This window comes from Planctomycetota bacterium (genome assembly GCA_038746835.1).
GTDB lineage: Bacteria > Planctomycetota > Phycisphaerae > Tepidisphaerales > Tepidisphaeraceae > JBCDKH01.
The window spans coordinates 1-2,491 of the sequence record JBCDKH010000302.1 but is presented as its reverse complement, the minus strand read 5'-3'; the positions used below and the strand labels follow the sequence as shown (position 1 = coordinate 2,491).

Sequence of the window (2,491 nt, the reverse complement as noted above, 5' to 3'; positions counted from 1 at the left end):
GTGCCGGACCTCGTGTCGCTGGACGTCGGCCAGACGATCGTCGCCGGCTTCGGCGGGCAGACGGTCTCGCCGGGCGAGTCGCTGCTGATTGTTGACGACTATGACGGCCTGACATTCGTCGACACCGATGGCAAGAGCCAGCCGGTCAACGCGAGTCTCGGTAGCAACGGCTACGACGTCGACCTCAGCTACCTCTACCAGGGCCCGACCACCAACGCACCCAACGGGCCGGTCGTCGGAACGCTCTTCGTCATCGAGAGCCGCCTGACGACAGACGCACCCGGCATCCTCGACAGCGACAGCATTTACACGATTCTCTCCCCTGGCGGGAACGGACCGGTGGAGAAGCTGCACTTCGCGTCGCTCTACTTGGAGGAGTTCCTCGGCACGCCCGTTCCGGAGCCGACGTCGCTAGCCCTCGTGGGCGTCGCAAGCGTCGGCCTGCTGCGACGTCAATGAGCGTCACGTTTTCACCGTCATCCCGAGCACAGCCGATGGACCTCGCCTGGTTCTACAACATCGCACAGGCGAGGTCCTTCGACTCGCTGCGCTCGCTCAGGATGACGGACGTCAGTAACGCTGCCGCTCGGCGCGGCGCATTTCGCGTTCGGCGTCTTTCTTCTTGATGCTCTCGCGTTTGTCAGCAGCGCGTTTGCCGCGGCCGACGCCGAGTTCGACTTTGGCTCGGCCGTCTTTGAAGTAGATTTCAAGCGGAACGAGTGTTACGCCGCGTTCGCGGGTTTCGGCTTCGAGTTGGCGAATCTCACGCTTGTGGGCAAGCAACGTGCGTAGGCGACGCGGGTCGTGGTTGGCCTGCTCGCTGGCGTGCGGATACGGGTCGATGTGCACGCCTTGGAGCAGCAGTTTGCCGTGCTCGATGCGTGCGAACGCGTCCGCCATCTGGGCTTGGCCGACGCGGAGCTGTTTGACTTCCGTGCCGACGAGGCGAATGCCGCACTCGAGCGTCCGGCCGATCTGGTAGTCGAAGCGGGCCTTGCGGTTGATGATGCGACCCGGCTCCGCCAGGCCTTTCTTCTTGCCCTTCTTCGCCATCGGAAGGGAAGAGTAGGTCGTGAACTCGTGACTCGTGGCCTTGTTACTTGGGCCAGAAGGCTCACGCGTCCAACCCAAGTTACCAGTTTACGAGTTACAAGCTCAACTCACCGCCCCACCAGCTTCTTCAGGCTGTGCCACGTCGCGGCCCGTTGGACCTTGGCGATCGACTCGAGCAGCGGGATTTCCTTCGGGCACACCTGGACGCAGTTGCCGGCCTTGGAGCAGTTGCCGATGCCGTCCTCGCCCATCATGACGGCCATGCGGTCATCCTTGAGGGCCTTGCCGGTGCCGTGCTCGTTGAAGAGACGGACCTGACTGATGACGGCCGCCCCGACGAAGCCGTTGACCGGCGTGTACTGCGGGCAGGCCTCCAGGCACGAGCCGCACGAAATGCAGCGGCTGAGCGGGTAGCGCTCTTCCTGGGTCGCTTGTGACTCGGTCGGGCCGGGGCCGAGGTCGTAGGTGCCGTCGATGGGCACCCAGGCCTTGACGCGTTTGAGGTCGTTGAAGAGCCGGCTGCGGTCGACGTGGAGGTCGCGAATGAGCGGGAACTTGCTCATCGGCTCGAGCGTGATGGCCTCGCCTTTCGTGCCGACCTTGTCGACCAGCGTGCTGCACGCCTGTCGCACACGGCCGTTGACTCGCATCGTGCACGCACCACAGACCTCCTCCAGACAGCCGGAGTCCCAGACGGGGCTGGTGACGTTTCGGCCGTCGATGGTGGTCGGGTGGGCGGCGATCCACTGGAGGCACGAGATGATGTTCATGTTCGGCCGCTTGGGCACGTCGAACTCATCCCAGCGACCGTCGGCGTCGGGGCCGTCTTGGCGGCGGACACGGATGCGGATGGTGTCCTTTGCCGCGGCAACACCGGTCGTCGGCGGAGGCGTCGTCGCGTCGGTCATCGTTGCGTTCATCTTGCTGTCATACTAAGCAAAGACGGCACCGGGTTCGATGGCCCGGTGCCGCTCGTCGTTTCGAAAAGGACGAAAATGTCGCAGTCAGCGTCGCTCAGCGGCGTGTTGCGACCTCGTCTCCCTGGACGAGCTTCTTGAGCTCATCGAAGTCATCGCTCTCGTCTTCCTCGTCGTCGTGCCGGGTGAATCGGCCGTTGTCGCCCGAGACGACGGCGACCGAATCGCCGGTGGCCGGGTCCTCGCGGACGTCGACGAGGTAGTGACCGGTGGCGAAGTCGATGCCGTCTCGCTCGGCACCGAGTGGGTCGCCGGCGGTGGCGGTGAAGACCTCTTCGTGCCACGTGCCTTCCTGCCAGCGGAAGATGCTGAAGCGGGCGTTCTGCAGTCGGCCGGCGATTTCGGCACCGGCGTTTCGCATGAACCAGCGGACGATCGGATCGATCGTGATCTCCTCGCTCCACGAGTCGACCCAGGCCGAGTCGCGAGCGACGACGAGACTGAGCTGCTGCTCGATCGTC

4 protein-coding genes are annotated in these 2,491 nt (G+C 64.4%); 1 reads left to right on the top strand and 3 read right to left on the bottom strand.

Annotated elements, in window-relative coordinates; genetic code table 11:
• A partial coding sequence (locus AAGI46_16845) for a PEP-CTERM sorting domain-containing protein (GenBank protein MEM1013875.1) occupies window positions 1-459 on the top strand: 459 nt, incomplete at its 5' end.
• 111 nt (window positions 460-570) lie between these two features.
• Here AAGI46_16845 and smpB read toward each other — a convergent pair.
• The 3 genes from smpB to AAGI46_16830 form a co-directional block, all read right to left on the bottom strand.
• Entirely contained in the window at window positions 571-1,053 is a 483-nt protein-coding gene (smpB, locus tag AAGI46_16840; protein ID MEM1013874.1) for an SsrA-binding protein SmpB, read from the bottom strand.
• A gap of 107 nt (window positions 1,054-1,160) precedes the next feature.
• Entirely contained in the window at window positions 1,161-1,973 is an 813-nt protein-coding gene (sdhB, locus tag AAGI46_16835) for a succinate dehydrogenase iron-sulfur subunit (GenBank protein ID MEM1013873.1), read from the bottom strand.
• A gap of 94 nt (window positions 1,974-2,067) precedes the next feature.
• A partial coding sequence (locus AAGI46_16830; protein MEM1013872.1) for a hypothetical protein occupies window positions 2,068-2,491 on the bottom strand: 424 nt, incomplete at its 5' end.

Bases quoted from the DNA above. Each gene is read 5' to 3' on its own strand.
- smpB (MEM1013874.1), bottom strand. From the start codon at position 1,053: ATGGCGAAGAAGGGCAAGAAGAAAGGCCTGGCGGAGCCGGGTCGCATC.
- sdhB (MEM1013873.1), bottom strand. From the start codon at position 1,973: ATGAACGCAACGATGACCGACGCGACGACGCCTCCGCCGACGACCGGT.